Origin of the sequence: Staphylococcus sp. HMSC055C03 (genome assembly GCF_001809385.1) — a bacterium.
GTDB lineage: Bacteria > Bacillota > Bacilli > Staphylococcales > Staphylococcaceae > Staphylococcus > Staphylococcus simulans.
This window is the reverse complement of the sequence record NZ_KV797495.1, coordinates 1-15,326: the sequence shown is the minus strand read 5'-3', so window position 1 is coordinate 15,326 and position 15,326 is coordinate 1. Positions and strand designations below refer to the sequence as shown.

Sequence of the window (15,326 nt, the reverse complement as noted above, 5' to 3'; positions counted from 1 at the left end):
AATTAATGCAATGTTTTTTCCTTTAAGTGTTTGTTGCTCAATACCGGCGTATTTCGCACGTTTCAAATCCTCTGAAAGGTTTAATAAATATTCTACTTCTTTTTGGCTGAAATCTAATAATGTTAGGAAATGTCTGTTTCTTAAGTTTTGCATTCTACTACAACTCCTCTTTGTGATATATTACACCTTCATTATAAGTGACTTATTTTTCAAGACAATGAAATAAATATAGTTTTAAAAAACTTTACAGAACTCTAATTATTCCTAAATAATTGCGATTCTATAATTTTGAAAATTAGGTTTTAATTGTAATCTGCTTCTTGTGGTTAGAAATAAAGGTGTGAGACATTGGTTTTGATTTATTATACACTATAACGAATAAAAATGCGTAATTATTCATAAAAAAGCACACTTTTTCAAAAAAGTGTGTTAGAAATGCTCCATTTTCAGAATGTGCGTAATAATATCGTCGATTTTGTGCATGACTTCGTGCGTTGTACGATCAACGATTTTATAATGCCTCGAGCTTAAATCTAAAGTACGTATTTGACCGACATCGACAGTACCCTTAATTCGATGTTCCATAGTATGTAGTTCAACATCAGTAGGATACTTAACAGCTCTACTTGTAATAGGAGAAACCCATACTAAACCTGTCTTTTGATTGAATTCATTTCTGCTTAGAACGACACAAGGTCTATATTTACCTTTCTCGCGACCAAGTGTGGGATTCAGATTAACTTCTATAATTTGATATTGTTTTACCATTGCTCACGCTCCGATGCTTCGCCCCATTCATGCGTTTTGTAATCTGAGTAATCGCCGCCCTGTTGAAAGAAACGGTTCCACTCTTTAGTAAAATCTTCATGGTTTACTTTTTTTAAAACGATAGTATCGTTGATTATTTCGTGAACTAATTGATCTCCAGGTTTTAAATTTAAAGATTCTATCACAGTATCAGGCAATGTAACGGCATGACCTTGTTCAGTTTTGAAAATTCGTGCATGTTCTTCTGACATAAATAACACCTCTTCAGACTTATCATATCTTATTTAACTTAAAATCGGCAGAAATAATGTTGGATTTATTATAAAGTGTAGATTGAATCTTATTAATAATAAAGAAATAGTTTAGAATAGAAAGAAACAAGTGCTAAAGAGGAGGTGTACAAGATGTTGGGAATACTAAGTGTGTTGTGTTTTATTATATTTATAATTTACATAGCCATGTTTGTCTTTTTATGGATAAAAGGTAACCAGAAGAAAGCAGCAGGTATCATTGCTTTAGTAGCAATTATTTTAAGTATGATGTTCTTTGGAATGTCTGAACCAGATACAAAGCCTGAAACAACGAATAATCAAACTGCAGATACAACACAAGATCAATCAAAAGACGAATCGAAAGATACACAAAAAGACAATCAGTCAGAACAACCTAAAGCAGCTCCGAAATCAGAACAAGAATCGGACAATGGCCAAAAGAAAGAAACGAGTGAACCTAAATCTGAACCGCAAACACAACCTAATGGTTTAGTTAGAGAAGAAGTTGAATTCACACGTCCTGTAGATGGAGATACAGTAAGATTGAGATATGAAGGAAAAGAATCTGCCTTCAGATTATTGTTGATTGATACACCGGAGACGAAACATCCTAGAAAAGGCGTAGAACCATATGGTAAAGAAGCGTCTGATTTTACCAAGAATATGTTGATGCATGCTTCTAAGGTTGAAGTTGAGTTTGATAAGGGCGGTAAGACAGATAAATATGGCAGATATCTAGCATATGTCTATGCCGATGGTGTGATGGTAAATGATGCATTAGTCAGACAAGGTTTAGCAAAAGTGGCTTATATTTATCCGCCAAGTGTTACGTATTTAGACCAATTACAAGAGAGTCAACGTTTAGCGCAACAGGAGCATCTGAATATTTGGAGTGGTAACGTCCCAGAAAATAATTATCAAAGTAGCCTGCCGTCAGGCTCCCAAGGAACTCAAAATCATTCACAAAACAGTGCGTCTCAAAATAGAGGAACGAAGTATTATGCTAACTGTACAGAATTGAGAAAAGACTATCCTGGAGGAGTGTCTAAAGATCATCCGGCTTATAGAGATAAAATGGATGGAGATAAAGATGGATGGGCATGTGAGATAAATTAATGGGTATGAAAAAAGTAGAATTCGTTTGAATTCACATAATAAAAATGATTGTAAAAAGTAAATGGCTATGCTATAATTCTTGATTGTGAGTAATGAAAATTATTCCTTGCTTACTCCAATTGAGAGTAAGCCGTATAGTCCACGAGGAGGTGCAGATAAAAATGAGAACATATGAAATTATGTACGTTGTTCGTCCAAACATTGAAGACGAAGCGAGAAAAGCATTAGTTGAACGTTTCAAAAATATTTTAACTAACGACGGTGCTGAAATCATTGAAGAAAAAGATTGGGGCAAACGTCGCCTTGCTTACGAAATCGACGATTTCAAAGAAGGTTTCTACAACATTGTACGTATCAACACTGAAAACAGTGAAGCTACAGATGAATTCCAACGTTTAGCAAAAATCAATGACGATATCATTCGTTATATGGTTATTCGCGAAGACGAAGATAAGTAAAAACAGAATGGGGGCGTTTAAATGATTAACAGAGTTGTATTAGTAGGCCGTTTAACTAAGGATCCTGAATACAGAACGACACCCTCAGGCGTAAGTGTAGCGACTTTTACTCTAGCGGTTAATCGTACGTTTACGAATGCGCAAGGGGAACGTGAAGCGGACTTTATTAACTGTGTTGTTTTTAGAAAACAAGCAGAAAACGTAAGCAATTACTTGTTTAAAGGAAGTCTTGCAGGCGTTGATGGTCGCTTACAATCACGCAGTTACGAAAACCAAGAAGGACGCCGTATCTTTGTTACTGAAGTTGTATGTGACAGTGTTCAATTCCTTGAACCAAAATCACAAAACCAACGTCATGGCCAACAATCTGGCGGTAATAACCAATTCCAGAGCTATGGTCAAAACTATGGTGGTCAACAACAAGGACAAAATACGTCATCTTATCAAAACAACAATTCATCCAACGCTGGTCAATCAGACAATCCATTCGCAAATACGAACGGACCTATTGACATCAGTGACGATGATTTACCATTCTAATACGTGTAATGAACGTAAAATTTGAAAATATCGATTAAAGGAGGCAGTTAACCATGGCAGGTGGACCAAGAAGAGGCGGACGTCGTCGTAAAAAAGTTTGTTACTTCACAGCAAACGGAATTACACACATCGACTATAAAGATACTGACTTATTAAAACGTTTTATCTCAGAACGCGGTAAAATTTTACCACGTCGTGTAACTGGCACTTCAGCTAAATATCAACGTATGTTGACTACAGCTATCAAACGTGCTCGTCATATGGCTTTATTACCATATGTTAAAGATGAAAACTAAGATAAAACTTATAGATAAACCCCGTAGGCATAGGCTTACGGGGTTTTTTCATGTTCAAAAATAATAATAAAGGACGAAATAAGGATAGAAAATATTAATCTAAAAGAGGTAAGATTCTCTAAAGTTTGTTTTTTTTAACAGAAAAAATACGCCCGACTTCGCGAGCGTATTATAAAAGTCATTAAGTATTTATGGATTATTTTTTAGGAGCAAAAGTGTCTACTAAGTTCACGATTAACTTGATAATACCACCAATAATATCTGCGATCATCATGATAAGCAACCTCCTTTTTTTATCTTAATTTTATTCTAGATGATTTTTCTATTTCATTGCGCAAAATTCCTTAAGTCATCATTTAACCTACTTAACTGTTAAATTTTGACTCTGGAAATAACAGTTACGTTCCCTAAGTGTTCTAAAAGTATAAGTATGATGAGTTGTACACTGTGTTTATTGCGTTTATGGACGGGTAAAATATTTTTGAAATGTATCCACTACATTGGACAAGTGAATAAATGTCAAGTTGAAAAGGAGCATCTTAATATGAGTAGACAAGGATTAAATAAAAACGATAAGAATGAAACATCTCATCCAACGCACTACGAAGGATTAGATCATAGCGGTAAAAGTGAAGAACACTTTGATCTGCATAAAGCGAATGATTTATTAACAGAGTACAAAGAAAATGAAAATAAGTGGTCAAAAGAAGAACGTACTAAAGAATTAGAATTAATCGAAGATGAAATCAAAAAACAAAAAATGTTGGTTAAAGATAGAGTGAAACCAGATAGTCAACCAGAAAAAGATCGTTTAGCTAACTTATCAGATAAAGTGACTGAACAAGTATTCGGTATTTTTGAACATACAGATGATTTAGAAGAGGCTAAAAGATTTTTAGAGTCTCATTATCAACGTGGTAAAGTTGATATTGCTTATGGTCGTTCTTTCATTTTAGTTTGTGAAGATTCACTGCTTGCACAAGCAAAAAGCGAATACTCAAGCAATAAAGATAATGAAGAGTTAGTTAATTTTATCTCTGAAAAGAATATTGAATTAAGTAAAGAAATTATGTCAGATGATTACGTTCATTTATTAGAAGTAGAGCGTGAATTCTTAAAAATCTTGATGAAAAATAATCAACTTGACGAAATTTAAAAGTTAAATAAAAATGTATGAGACCTTAACCCTGTAACATTGATGCATATCAATATTACAGGGAATTTTTTATCTGATTTTATTTTCATTAGCTATCTGTATAGGTTGAAAGGAATGTTTGGGTGTTGTTAATGTAAGAAGTACATAAAATATAATCACTTGTACACAAGAGACCGTACAAGAATGTTAAAATTAGATAACAAACAAACATTAAGTCGATAAAATTATATAAAAACATGTTATCATTACGTTAAATCTATTTGCTCAGTGTCATAATGAAGTAAAGTGAATTGAGTAAACGGCAGAGGATAACGAGATTATAGGAGTGAACACAACGTGAAGCTTTATTTGATACGGCATGGAGAATCAACCGCAAACTATGATAATCATCATGGAAATCAATACTTTACTGGACAATTAGATGTCTCTTTAACAAAAGAAGGCGTACGTTCTGCACAAGCATTAAAAACATATTTTGAAGGTATACATATAGACCATATCTACATTTCTGATTTAACCCGTACGATTCAAACATATGAAAATGGTTTTGACAGTGCGATTCCACATACTTTTTTACCATTATTAAGAGAACGCTCTCTAGGGGAGTTTGAAGGCTATCCAAGAGAAACACTACGTGACAATCCAGCTTATAGTCGTTATTTTGAAGATCCACGATACAGCGACTTTCGAAACAGTTTTACACAACGTGCACCTGGCGGTGAAAACTATTCAGATGTATTAGGAAGAATAGATGAATTTTTTAAAGATATATTGGATATTAAAGACGAAGTAGTAGTGATTGTGGCGCATCAAATTTAGATACGTTGCTGCTTGTATTATTTAGGTGTAATTACTGAAGAAGAATTATTCGATAAACATATTGAGAATTGTGATCCGATTCTTGTAGATACTGAAAACATATAAAAGCGGTTGAATCCTTTGTTTTGGATTCAACCGCTTAACATTTATCTTGATTGATTTTATTTTAATTTGTCGATTGCTTGAGGTAATAACTCTTCAAACAAATCAATGAAGTTTAAATAAACATCTTTATAAACGTATTCATCAATTCGGTGTGCTTGGCTTGTTTCGCCAGGACCGAACATAATAAGTGGGAAGTCTTTTCCTTTATCAAGCATTAAGTCAGCCGCATCTGTGACACCTGGTGAAGCTTGTTTAGGAATAGATTCACCTAAATATTTTTTACCGAGTGATTGTGCTAGGTCTACTACTGGATTATCACCAGTTGTGAAGACTGCAGAACGTGACATATACGTATCAATATCTAAATCACAATCACTGTATTTTTCTTTAACATCTTTTGCGACTTGTTCGAATAAGTCTTGGTAGCCATCATTGTCTGCTTCTGGAATTGTTCTGATATTAAATTCTACTACTGCGCGGTCAGGAATAGAGTTGACTTGTGTACCGCTATTAAAGATTGTCGCATTTGCGACAGGTTCGCCTAACTCTTCATTTGTCGCAGTAATTTTAGCTTGTGCTTCATTAATGCGATGCACAAAGTCTACTAATGGATTCAACGCATTATAACCGAGTTGAGGCATAGAACTATGCACAGATGAACCTTTTGATGTGACACGGATATCCATAGAACCTTTGTGTGCATAAATAATTTTATCTTGAGATGGTTCTGAAATAAGCAATGCATCTACATCATCCATATAACCATCTTTATAGAAGGCTCTAGCTCCGTCACCTTCAATCTCTTCGCCTACTGTCGCAAGTAAACGGATTGTGCCTTCTTTTGGTAAACCTTGGTCGTGTAATTCAATTAAGCTGATCACAAATGCAGCTAAACCAGATTTCATATCTGCTGCACCACGACCGTGTAGACGTCCTTCATCATCTTCAGTTAGTTTGAAAGGTGGTGTTTGCCAATCTTCTGGGTTACCTGGTGAAACAACATCCATATGACCAGATACCCCGATAACAGGGCTGCCGCTACCAATTTCAGCTACAAGGTTTGCGCGTGTATCTGTTAATTTAATAATTTTAGCGTCGATATTATGTTTTTTGAAAAGGTCTTGTAGATACTCTGCGACGTCTAATTCATTATCGTTCACAGATTCAATACCGACTAAATCTCTTAATATATGAATACGTTCATCTGACGTTAATTTACCCATATCATCAGCTCCCTCATAAATTTTCATACAATATAAGCGTAAAATATCGGATAATAGTATTCAAACAATTCGCACTTTTGCACGTTAAAATAAATAAGCATAAACTCGAAGATAGACGGGAAAATAATAAACGAGTCGAAGACATTGGAGGAATCGTATTGGATAATAGAATTCAATATCAAAACGTTGCGAAAGATAAGGTTAATATTCTATACGAAATGGAAAAACAATTGAAAAAAGCGAGCATCGATCATCACTTACAAGAATTAGTGAAAATCCGTGCTTCTCAAATTAACGGTTGTGCCTTTTGTTTGGCAATGCATACAAGCGATGCACGTAAAATCGGTGTAAGTGAGGAAGAAATTTTCATATTGAACGCATGGCATGATACGAATATATATTCTGAGAGAACGAAACTGGCTTTAGAATTAACAGAAGCTATTACTTTAATTTCACAACATGGCGTATCTGATGAGCTATATCGCCGCGTACGTGAAGTATACTCAGAAGAAGAATACACAGATTTAGTCTTTGTGATTAATCAAATCAACTTCTGGAATAGACTCTCTATCTCAATGGGTAATGAACATAATGTTTAATATTGTATAAAGAAAGCGCGCGAGCACTGTTTAATGAGTGTTCGCGCGCTTTTGTATGTTCAATGATTATTTATCAATCGCTTGAGTAGATAGCTTGTGTTTCTTTAAGAAAGCTTTGATTTTCTTTTGTTGTTTTAAATTTACGTCACCTGCGTAGTTTGTAGGAACATCGACGACATTGATTGTTTTTTGTGGACTATAACTCAACTCTTCTAACTGTTGGTCTGCACGTGCAACTTTATAGTTAACAGCGCTGAAGTATTTATTAATACGTTCGATATCTTCTTTTTGATTAGAAGGAACTTTATTATCTTTTAAGAATGCTTCGAAATTCATTTGATTCTTCGTTGTAAGGTTAGCTAATTCTCGTAAATCTGTATCTAACTGATCTGAGACTTTTTGACGACCATCATATTGTTGGTCTAGCTTATGTTGTAAGACGTATTTGTTATCAATGATATCGTTATTCGCTTCTAAGTAACGTTTTAAATAATCACGCGTTTCTTGTTCAGTTAAATCTTTACCTTTTTCAGAGGTTTTAAAGATTTCTATTTTGTGAATCGGTGTCGCATTTTTCGGCGCATATTTTGCGTGATGTTCTTGTTTTTCGTCTTTTTGTGCACAAGCTGTAAGCGTCACAGCTAACATTAATGTGAAAGCGATGATTAATAGTTGTTTTAGTTTGCTCACTTTTGTTTCTCCTTCACTGTTCTATATGATTACTTTCATTATAGCTTAACATCCTAGCATGCGTTAAGTATCTCGTTGCCATGGAGATTCCAGTCTTGAAGTGAAAGGAACATCGAGTTGATATTTCGCGATGAAATGTTGCGCAACGTGCAGCATGAGATAGCCGAATAACACAGCACCGACTGTATCAGAAAAGTAATGCGCATGAACGTAAATGCGTGAAACCATCATAATGAAAATCATCAAATACGCGATATAATGCCAATAACGTTTACGCATTAACGTTAAGAAGACCACTGCCGCAACGACAATTGTTAACGTATGCAAACTTGGGAAACTGAATCCTGAGATATATTCCACAGGACGTGCGCGATGAATAAAGTACTTCAATCCAATTCCTAATAAAAGTGTCACAATTGCCCAAGTCATTGTTATCAATGAGAGCTTTTTATTCTTGAAGAATAAAATAATTAAAATGACAGCCATAAAACCAACTAAGTGCCATGGTTGAAATAGGTTAGAGTAGACGATTAAGAAGCGGTCCATAAATGGTACTTGATGTAAGAGTCTGACGAAGTTATAAATCGGTTCGTCTATCATAAGGATGAAGTCCAATTTCACCAGCAGCATTAAAATAATAAAAATAACGAGGGTAATGCCGATATGTTTGGTATGTAGGATCTTCATAATAAAACCTAACTTTCTTTCTTGATTTAGATAAATTATAGCTTACTGTCTCATCTTTGCCATCCTACTTTGGAATGAACTAAACCTAACGGTAGGTGATAGGTTTGATTAATCATGGGATTGAATATATTTTTCAACTTTACGCAGTATAAAGAAGAGCAGTGCTAAATATACACCGAGTTCGACTAAAATGAGCCATGCGTGGCCAAATTTGATAAGTATAAATAAGTCGAGGACGCTTAATGGAAGACTGACGTATAAAAGACGTTTGAAGTAACGTGTTTGCAGTGACTGATAAAAGCGTTGCAGCTGTTCCCAATTGAGGTTTCTAGGAAACGTGCGGGTTCGATTCAAACCGATGAAAAGATTGTTTAAATTGACAGTAGAACGAGAAGCTTGGCTGAGATGAACTATAGAAACAAGTAATAATAACATAGACAACCAAAGCTCCTTTTCTCAGCTATATTGTAGTGAATTATATTAATTGTAACATGAATATGTATAAAAAAAGACAGACAAAGATAGCTTTCTTAAAGAAATTTATCTTTGCCTGTCTTATTAGTTATCCGTCTTAATCAAATGATAGGGAGAGATTAGTTACGGATAATATAATCAAATGCGTTCAGTGCAGCATCTGCACCTGTACCCATTGCGATGATAATTTGTTTGAAGCGATCGTCTGTTACGTCGCCTGCCGCGAATACACCCGGCATACTTGTTTCTTGTTTACGGTCTACGATAATTTCGCCATGGTCGTTTGTGTCAATTGCACCGTGCAACCATTCAGAGTTTGGTAATAGACCGATTTGGACGAAAATACCATCTACATCAATTTGATGTGTTTCGCCAGTTTTGTTGTCTTCATATTTAAGACCGGTAACATGATCGTCACCAAGAACTTCTGAAGACTGTGCATTTTTCAAGATTGTAACGTTTGATAATTCACCTAAACGTTTTTGTAAAATCTCATCTGCACGTAAGAAGTCTTTGTATTCTACAAGTGTAACGTGTTTTACAATACCTGCTAAGTCAATAGCAGCTTCAGCACCAGAGTTGCCGCCGCCGACAACCGCAACATTTTTACCTTCGAATAAAGGTCCGTCACAGTGAGGGCAGTATGCAACACCTTTGTTGCGTAACTCGTCTTCACCTGGAATGTTCAAGTTTTTGAAGCGTGCACCTGTAGCAATAATAACTGTCTTACTTTTTAGTTTGGCATCATTTTCTAAAGTAACAACAATGCCGTCTTCAGTTTTCTCAACGTTAGAAGCACGGATACCATCCATCACATCAATATCGTATTCATTGATGTGTTGCTCTAAAGCAGATGAGAATTCTGGACCTGTTGTTTCTTTAACTGTGATAAAGTTTTCGATACCTGCAGTTTCAGTCACTTGACCACCGATACGATCTGCCACAATACCTGTACGTAAACCTTTACGTGCAGTATAGATAGCAGCTGTACCACTTGCAGGACCGCCACCGATGACTAATACATCGAATGGTTCTTTATCATTGAATTCAGCAGGGTCTGCTTGGCTGCCTAACATGTTTAAGATGTCAGAAATAGTCATGCGGCCGTTACCGAATTCTTCGCCGTTTAAGAATACAGCAGGAACTGCCATAATATCTTCAGATTCTTCTCTGAAGACTGCGCCATCAATCATGGTATGCGTGATGTTAGGGTTTAACACACTCATCATGTTCAATGCTTGAACCACATCCGGACATTTTTGACAGCTTAAGCTGATAAATGTTTCGAAATGAAGCGGTCCTTCAAGCGCTTTGACTTGATCGATAACACTTTGTTCTTCTTTCGGAGGGCGTCCGCTGACTTGTAATAAAGCCAATACGAGTGAGTTGAATTCATGACCTAATGGCACACCGGCAAATACTATGCCTGTGTGCGCATCAGGAGTATCTACACTGAAACTTGGTGTACGTTTCAGCGCATCCTCTTTAACAGTGATATGCGATGACATATCAGCAATTTCATCTAACAGGTCTTTCAACTCTTTAGATTTGTCGCTGTCATCATAGCTCGCTGTTAAAACCACGTCGCCTTCCATTAATTCAAGAAGTTGAGATAATTGTGATTTTAACTCTTTATCCAGCATTTATATGAATGCCTCCTTAAATTTTACCTACTAAGTCAAGACCTGGTTGTAAAGTTTCGCCGCCTTCTTCCCATTTAGCTGGGCAAACTTCACCTGGATGTTGACGTACATATTGAGCAGCTTTAATTTTGTGAACTAAAGTGCTTGCGTCACGGCCAATACCGTCTGCGTTAATTTCTGCAGCTTGTACTACGCCATCAGGGTCAACGATGAAAGTACCACGTTGAGCTAATCCTAGTTCTTCATCTAATACATCAAAGTTACGAGTGATTGTTTGTGATGGGTCACCAATCATTGTGTATTGTAATTTGCTGATAGCATCTGAGTGGTCATGCCAAGCTTTGTGTACGAAATGAGTATCTGTTGAGATTGAGTACACATTAACACCTAATTTTTGTAATTCATCATATTGGTTTTGAACGTCTTCTAATTCAGTTGGGCAAACGAATGAGAAGTCTGCTGGGTAGAATACTAAAACGTTCCAAGAACCTTTTAATGTTTCTTCTGAAACTTCGATGAACTCATCTTTTTTAGGATCATAAGCATTTGCTGTGAATGGTAAAATTTCTTTGTTAATTAATGACATAAAATACATCCTCCTAGAAATTAAAAAGTTTTTTTGATTAGAAAGCTAATCAGGATAGCTAAATTATCCTAATTATTTATTTATAATAATTCTAATCTCCTTGATTCCTATTATCACATTATCGTCAGAAATAGTCAATACTCGTGATTGTGTAAGTGGAATAATGCATAAAACACTGTAAATACTAGTGTATTAGAAATATTAACGACTTTTAGAATGTGTGTAAAGCAAAGAAATTCATAGGAAATTAATAATTATTTCTCAATATCAATTAGAGATTAATTTTCTCAATAAAGATGACTGATTATTAATCGCAATCTCTACAATAACGTTATACCCCGTTTCTGTCTCTATAATAACAGAAAGGGGTATTGTAACTTATTATTCAAATGTGACCTCAATTGAGCCTGGGTAACTATATTCTGCACGATACGTACCTTTTTCAGCTGGAACAGGTGGAACAAATGTACCAGAAGAAACAATTTGGCCTTTAAGCAGTTGTTTATCTTGTGATGCAAGTTTTTTAACTAACCATTTTAATGCTTCAATTGGATTACCTAGTACATCTGAAGAAACACCTGTCGCAATTTCCTCATTATCTTTTGTTAATTTTAAAGTGATATTTTCAAAGTCTTCATATGAGACACGATCAGCAGCTTCACCTAATGCGACTAAACCTGAAGCTGTGTTATCAGAAATTAAGTCGCCTAAAGTGAAGTTAGGGAACCAATCTTTATAGCGTGCATCTGGAATTTCAATACCTGGCGCTACTTTAACGCTGTTTAAGATATCTTCGTCTGATGCATCGGGACTAATATCATTTAATATCACGAACACGAGCTCAGGTTCGATAAGCGGTGCGAATAATTTAGATAATTGAACTGTTTCACCTGATTTTACAACTTTATCAGATAAAATTGTTCCGTAAGCCGGCTCATCTGTATTCGCGTAAGCTTGCGTTTCTGCACTGGTCATACTTACTTTGTAGCCTGCGATTTCACTGTTGTTTGCTTGTGTCAATTCACTGATTAAAGCATCTTGGATTTGATAGGCTACCGATTCGCTGATGCCATATTTTTCTGAAACGAAGTCAATCGGTTCATGATTTTGTTGTGCTTTAAACAATGCATTTACAATTTCTTTTTTTGTATTGGACCATAGGTATCTCCCCTTATTCTGAATATTACTATTATTAGAATAACTTTTATTGTCTTAACTTTCAAAGCATTAAATTTTTATGACTTATGAAAAGAGGGTAAAATAAGAGTGCTAAAATCATTTGAAAGGTAGGAATGAAAATTCTATGTCAGATGTAATCGATCAAATTATGATGAAACACCACTCTGTAAGAAAATTTAAAAATGAACCTTTAAGTAAAGAAACGGTTAAAAAGTTAGTGGAAGCAGGCCAAAGAGCTTCTACATCAAGCTACTTACAAACATATTCTATTATTGGTATTACAGACCCTGAAATTAAAAAAGCATTGAGAGAAATTTCAGGTCAACCTTATGTTGAAGAAAGCGGCTATTTATTTGTCTTTGTGATGGACTATCACCGTCAAGATTTAATCAACAATGAAGTTGAGCAAAACTTACAAAGTTCATTTGAATCTGCAGAAGGCTTACTTGTCGGTACAATTGATGTTGCGTTAGTTGCACAAAATATTTCAATTGCGGCAGAAAGCTTAGGACTTGGTATGGTTTATTTAGGTTCATTACGTAATGATGTTGCTCGCGTGAAAGAGCTATTGAACTTACCTGAATATACATTCCCATTATTCGGAATGGCACTAGGTGTTCCTGCAGATGATGAAAATGGTTCACCAAAACCACGTTTACCATTTGAAGCTGTCTTCCATGAAAATGGATACAACCAAAACGATGACGAAGAATTAGGTTATATTAAAGATTATGATAAAGAAGTCAGCGCATATTACGACAAACGTACAAATGGAGAACGTAAAGAAACTTGGTCAGAACAAATTGCACAATTCTTAACAATGAAAGAACGTGCAGATATGTTAGACGAACTGCATAAGTCAGGTTTCATTAAAAAATAAGTGTTCATTCATCAGACACTTGATTAAAAATAGAAAAATTAAAAAATCAGCCCTATCACGCTCACTTTAATTGTGAACGCGATAGGGCTGATTTATTTTACATAAAGCCTAATATTTAACTCGTACTTATAAGAAGTTAGCCTTCTTATCTCTTAATAGTCTGTACTTAAGTCATTATATTGATTTTCATTAAATTTCTTTTTATCCAAGTTGCCAGTTAATTTAGCACTGCCGACACCTGCGAGCATAGAGTCATTGACGTTTAATGCTGTACGACCCATATCAATTAATGGTTCTACTGAAATTAGCACACCAGCTAATGCGACAGGCAAGTTCAATGTTGAAAGTACTAAGATCGCAGCGAATGTTGCGCCGCCGCCAACACCTGCAACACCAAATGAAGAAATAATAACAACCGCAATGAGTGTCACAATAAACTGCAAGTTGACTTCAACATCTGCAACCGGTGCGACCATCACTGCTAACATTGCTGGATAGATACCTGCACAACCGTTTTGGCCGATAGATAAACCGAAAGATGCTGATAAGTTCGCAATACCTTCAGGTACACCTAAACGTGATTTTTGTGTTTGTACGTTTAATGGCAGGGCACCTGCACTTGAGCGTGATGTGAATGCGAAAATTAATACTTCAGCGACTTTACGAACATAGCGCCAAGGATTCAAGCCGAGGATGCTGACAATAATTAAATGAATGATGAACATCGTAATTAAAGCCGCATATGAGGCCAATACGAACTTACCTAATGTCCATAACGCTCCGAAATCACTCGTCGCAATGGTATTTGCCATAATGGCTAAGATACCGTAAGGCGTTAAACGTAAAACGAAAGTCACAACTGACATGATTACTGAATAGATAGCTTCAATTGCACGTTTTACGATATGACCATTTTCAGGTTGTTTACGTGCGACACGTAAATATGCGAAACCGATAAATGTCGCAAAAATAACTACAGCGATTGTAGATGTTGTACGTTGACCTGTGAAATCTAAGAATGGATTTCTTGGTAATAATTCTAAGATTTGTTGGGGTAGCGTACTTGCGGTCATATCTTTTGCTTTCTGAGCAAGTTCTGTACCGCGTGATTGTTCTGCACTGCCTAAATCAATAGATGAAGCATCTAATCCGAAGACAAGTGCTGAAATAATACCAATTGTTGCTGCGATTGCAACTGTTCCAATTAGGAACACAAAGATGTAGAAACCGATTTTCGCGAATTTTTCACCTAATTGAATTTTAGTGAAAGCTGCGACAATCGAAATGAAGATCAGTGGCATAACGATCATTTGAAGTAATGCGACATAACCATTACCTACAATGCCGAACCAATCTGTTGTAGTGGTTGTGATTTTAGAACCAGCACCATAAGCCAGGTGCATAATAGCGCCAAGTACAATTCCGATACCTAGTGCGGTGAAAACACGTTTTGAGAAAGAAACGTGTTTTTTTGCCATAACAAAAAGTCCAGCGAGAAGCAGAACGAAGATGACAATATTAAGAATAGTGAAACCCAATTGAATCAAACTTCCTTTCATAAATATTTATCTTATAGCAAAAGATAAGACTTGATTTGAATTGAAATAACTGCTCAAAGAAGGAAGTTCATTTTATGATAACTGAACTTAGCAGATATGTATCAACTTTTTTATACAACAGTATAGGATAGTTGTAAAGTCCGTTTAAATACATAGTAAATATATCGTATATATAAGAAAGGGTCAATGGCGGTTTTTAACTGTTTCTTTAAAAATACTGTGAACAAAATAAAAAAAGGGGGCGGGACATAAATGTTCTGACTTCTAATAAAAGCG

Annotated in this window: 17 protein-coding genes and 2 pseudogenes; 8 read left to right on the top strand and 11 right to left on the bottom strand. The window is 35.6% G+C overall.

Annotated features, from left to right (window positions below; genetic code table 11):
- From HMPREF2603_RS13035 to HMPREF2603_RS08410, 3 genes and pseudogenes are all read right to left on the bottom strand, one after another.
- A pseudogene (locus tag HMPREF2603_RS13035) lies at positions 1 to 153 on the bottom strand (ornithine carbamoyltransferase subunit F); the annotation flags it as partial.
- Between the two features lie 276 nt (positions 154 to 429).
- On the bottom strand, positions 430 to 768 hold the full coding sequence (locus tag HMPREF2603_RS08415) for a type II toxin-antitoxin system PemK/MazF family toxin (protein WP_060804334.1): 339 nt from the start codon (positions 766 to 768) through the stop codon (positions 430 to 432).
- A complete protein-coding gene (locus tag HMPREF2603_RS08410; RefSeq protein ID WP_002480320.1) occupies positions 762 to 1,019 on the bottom strand; it encodes an AbrB/MazE/SpoVT family DNA-binding domain-containing protein in 258 nt (85 codons plus the stop codon). Before HMPREF2603_RS08410 ends, HMPREF2603_RS08415 begins: the two co-directional genes overlap by 7 nt.
- Positions 1,020 to 1,172: 153 nt before the next feature.
- On the opposite strand from HMPREF2603_RS08410, the gene HMPREF2603_RS08405 reads away from it, so the two are divergent.
- From HMPREF2603_RS08405 to HMPREF2603_RS08380, 6 genes and pseudogenes are all read left to right on the top strand, one after another.
- Positions 1,173 to 2,156, top strand: coding sequence for a thermonuclease family protein (locus tag HMPREF2603_RS08405; protein ID WP_060804333.1), 984 nt, complete (start codon positions 1,173 to 1,175; stop codon positions 2,154 to 2,156).
- A 161-nt stretch (positions 2,157 to 2,317) separates the two neighbouring features.
- Entirely contained in the window at positions 2,318 to 2,614 is a 297-nt protein-coding gene (gene rpsF, locus HMPREF2603_RS08400) for a 30S ribosomal protein S6 (RefSeq protein ID WP_002480322.1), read from the top strand.
- A 21-nt stretch (positions 2,615 to 2,635) separates the two neighbouring features.
- A complete protein-coding gene (gene ssb, locus HMPREF2603_RS08395; protein WP_002480323.1) occupies positions 2,636 to 3,154 on the top strand; it encodes a single-stranded DNA-binding protein in 519 nt (172 codons plus the stop codon).
- 53 nt (positions 3,155 to 3,207) lie between these two features.
- Positions 3,208 to 3,450: a 30S ribosomal protein S18 gene (gene rpsR / locus HMPREF2603_RS08390; protein WP_002480324.1), complete on the top strand. Its 243-nt coding sequence runs from the start codon at positions 3,208 to 3,210 to the stop codon at positions 3,448 to 3,450.
- Between the two features lie 544 nt (positions 3,451 to 3,994).
- Positions 3,995 to 4,606 (top strand): hypothetical protein, encoded by a 612-nt coding sequence (locus HMPREF2603_RS08385; RefSeq protein WP_002480325.1) that lies wholly within the window; start codon positions 3,995 to 3,997, stop codon positions 4,604 to 4,606.
- A gap of 336 nt (positions 4,607 to 4,942) precedes the next feature.
- Positions 4,943 to 5,530, top strand: a pseudogene (locus tag HMPREF2603_RS08380) (histidine phosphatase family protein).
- A 56-nt stretch (positions 5,531 to 5,586) separates the two neighbouring features.
- Here the strand turns inward: HMPREF2603_RS08380 and HMPREF2603_RS08375 are convergent.
- Positions 5,587 to 6,753 (bottom strand): ArgE/DapE family deacylase, encoded by a 1,167-nt coding sequence (locus HMPREF2603_RS08375; protein WP_023014893.1) that lies wholly within the window; start codon positions 6,751 to 6,753, stop codon positions 5,587 to 5,589.
- Between the two features lie 158 nt (positions 6,754 to 6,911).
- On the opposite strand from HMPREF2603_RS08375, the gene HMPREF2603_RS08370 reads away from it, so the two are divergent.
- The gene (locus tag HMPREF2603_RS08370) at positions 6,912 to 7,352 is read left to right on the top strand and encodes a carboxymuconolactone decarboxylase family protein (RefSeq protein ID WP_060804332.1); all 441 of its coding nucleotides are present in this window, start codon (positions 6,912 to 6,914) and stop codon (positions 7,350 to 7,352) included.
- A gap of 66 nt (positions 7,353 to 7,418) precedes the next feature.
- Here HMPREF2603_RS08370 and HMPREF2603_RS08365 read toward each other — a convergent pair whose 3' ends face one another.
- From HMPREF2603_RS08365 to HMPREF2603_RS08340, 6 genes are all read right to left on the bottom strand, one after another.
- Positions 7,419 to 8,042 (bottom strand): NDxxF motif lipoprotein, encoded by a 624-nt coding sequence (locus tag HMPREF2603_RS08365; RefSeq protein ID WP_060804331.1) that lies wholly within the window; start codon positions 8,040 to 8,042, stop codon positions 7,419 to 7,421.
- Between the two features lie 63 nt (positions 8,043 to 8,105).
- Positions 8,106 to 8,642, bottom strand: a complete 537-nt coding sequence (locus tag HMPREF2603_RS08360; RefSeq protein WP_023014895.1) for a phosphatase PAP2 family protein — start codon at positions 8,640 to 8,642, stop codon at positions 8,106 to 8,108.
- A gap of 195 nt (positions 8,643 to 8,837) precedes the next feature.
- Positions 8,838 to 9,164 (bottom strand): hypothetical protein, encoded by a 327-nt coding sequence (locus HMPREF2603_RS08355; protein WP_060804329.1) that lies wholly within the window; start codon positions 9,162 to 9,164, stop codon positions 8,838 to 8,840.
- Positions 9,165 to 9,322: 158 nt separating this feature from the next.
- Positions 9,323 to 10,846, bottom strand: a complete 1,524-nt coding sequence (ahpF, locus tag HMPREF2603_RS08350) for an alkyl hydroperoxide reductase subunit F (protein WP_060804328.1) — start codon at positions 10,844 to 10,846, stop codon at positions 9,323 to 9,325.
- A 16-nt stretch (positions 10,847 to 10,862) separates the two neighbouring features.
- Positions 10,863 to 11,432 carry an alkyl hydroperoxide reductase subunit C gene (gene ahpC / locus HMPREF2603_RS08345; protein ID WP_002480333.1) on the bottom strand — a complete coding sequence of 190 codons (570 nt, stop codon included), beginning with the start codon at positions 11,430 to 11,432 and terminating at the stop codon, positions 10,863 to 10,865.
- A 381-nt stretch (positions 11,433 to 11,813) separates the two neighbouring features.
- The gene (locus tag HMPREF2603_RS08340; RefSeq protein ID WP_398574948.1) at positions 11,814 to 12,557 is read right to left on the bottom strand and encodes a 2-keto-4-pentenoate hydratase; all 744 of its coding nucleotides are present in this window, start codon (positions 12,555 to 12,557) and stop codon (positions 11,814 to 11,816) included.
- Between the two features lie 178 nt (positions 12,558 to 12,735).
- On the opposite strand from HMPREF2603_RS08340, the gene nfsA reads away from it, so the two are divergent.
- Positions 12,736 to 13,491, top strand: coding sequence for an oxygen-insensitive NADPH nitroreductase (gene nfsA / locus HMPREF2603_RS08335; protein ID WP_002480335.1), 756 nt, complete (start codon positions 12,736 to 12,738; stop codon positions 13,489 to 13,491).
- Positions 13,492 to 13,643: 152 nt separating this feature from the next.
- Here the strand turns inward: nfsA and HMPREF2603_RS08330 are convergent, their stop codons facing one another.
- A complete protein-coding gene (locus HMPREF2603_RS08330) occupies positions 13,644 to 14,969 on the bottom strand; it encodes an L-cystine transporter (RefSeq protein WP_371099726.1) in 1,326 nt (441 codons plus the stop codon).
- Positions 14,970 to 15,326 lie beyond the last annotated feature (357 nt).